This is a genomic window from Bradyrhizobium yuanmingense (genome assembly GCF_029167105.1).
Classification (GTDB): Bacteria; Pseudomonadota; Alphaproteobacteria; order Rhizobiales; family Xanthobacteraceae; genus Bradyrhizobium; species Bradyrhizobium yuanmingense_A.
In genome coordinates, this window is record NZ_JARFML010000120.1 from 1 (window position 1) to 1,083 (window position 1,083).

At 64.5% G+C, this 1,083-nt stretch carries 1 pseudogene; it reads right to left on the minus strand.

The features are described from left to right. A pseudogene (locus P0R31_RS41310) lies at positions 1–1,083 on the minus strand (IS3 family transposase); the annotation flags it as partial.

Here is a 1,083-nt window from a genome sequence, read left to right on the forward strand (position 1 = left end):
TCTTCGGCGTTGTCCACCATGTCCACAGCCTTTGCTGTAGCGCCGGCGCGCCAGACCGCCATCGGGGTGCGATAGCCGTGTGCCTGGTGCGGGCGCTCCTCGTTATAAAAGGCGATCCAGTCGGCGAGGCCCGCGTGCAGCTCTTTGCCGTCGGCATAGAATTTGAGATAGACGTCCTCGTGCTTGAGGCTGCGCCACAGCCGTTCGATGAACACATTGTCCATCCAGCGGCCGCGACCGTCCATCGAGATCCGAATGCCGGCGGCCTCCAGCACGCCGGTGAAGGCCGCGCTGGTGAACTGGCTGCCCTGATCGGTGTTGAAGATTTGCGGCTTGCCGAACCGCGCCAGCGCCTCCTCCAGGGCCTCGATGCAGAACGACACGTCCATCGTATTGGACAGGCGCCAGCTCAGCACGGCCCGGCTCGCCCAATCGATCACAGCCACCAGATAGAGGAAGCCGCGTCCGATCGGGATGTAGGTGATGTCGGTCGCCCAGACCTGGTTCGGCCGGTCGATGGTCATGCCGCGCAGCAGATAGGGATAGATCAGGTGCCCCGGCGCAGGCTTGCTGGTGCGCGGCTTCGGCCCCAGTGCCTCGATCCCCATCTTGCGCATCAGCCGCTGCACGCGCTTGCGGTTGATCGGAACGCCATCCTCGCAGCCACGCCATCCGCCGCGAGCCCAGAAACGGCCGCGCGGTGAACAGTTCGTCGATCTGGCGCATCAGCGTCAGATCGTCGTCATTGGCCGGCTGCGGCGTCCGGTAAACGCCCGAGCGCGACAGCCCGAGCAGCCGGCACTGGTGGCGGATCGACAGCACGCCATGCGCGCGGTCGAGCTTCGCCCTGCGGTCCGGGACACTCATCTTCCGGACCTCTTCGCTAAAAAATCCCGCTCCACGACCAACTGCCCGATCTTGGCATGCAGCTTCTCGATCTCACGGTCGCGACCAACGTCCGCCGCCTCCCCAGCGGGATCGAAAGCTCTGGCCGCCTGATCCAGCAGTTGCTTCTTCCAGGAATAAATCTGGTTGGGATGCACCTCGTAGCGCTGCGCCAGATCGGCCACGCTCACCTGTTCA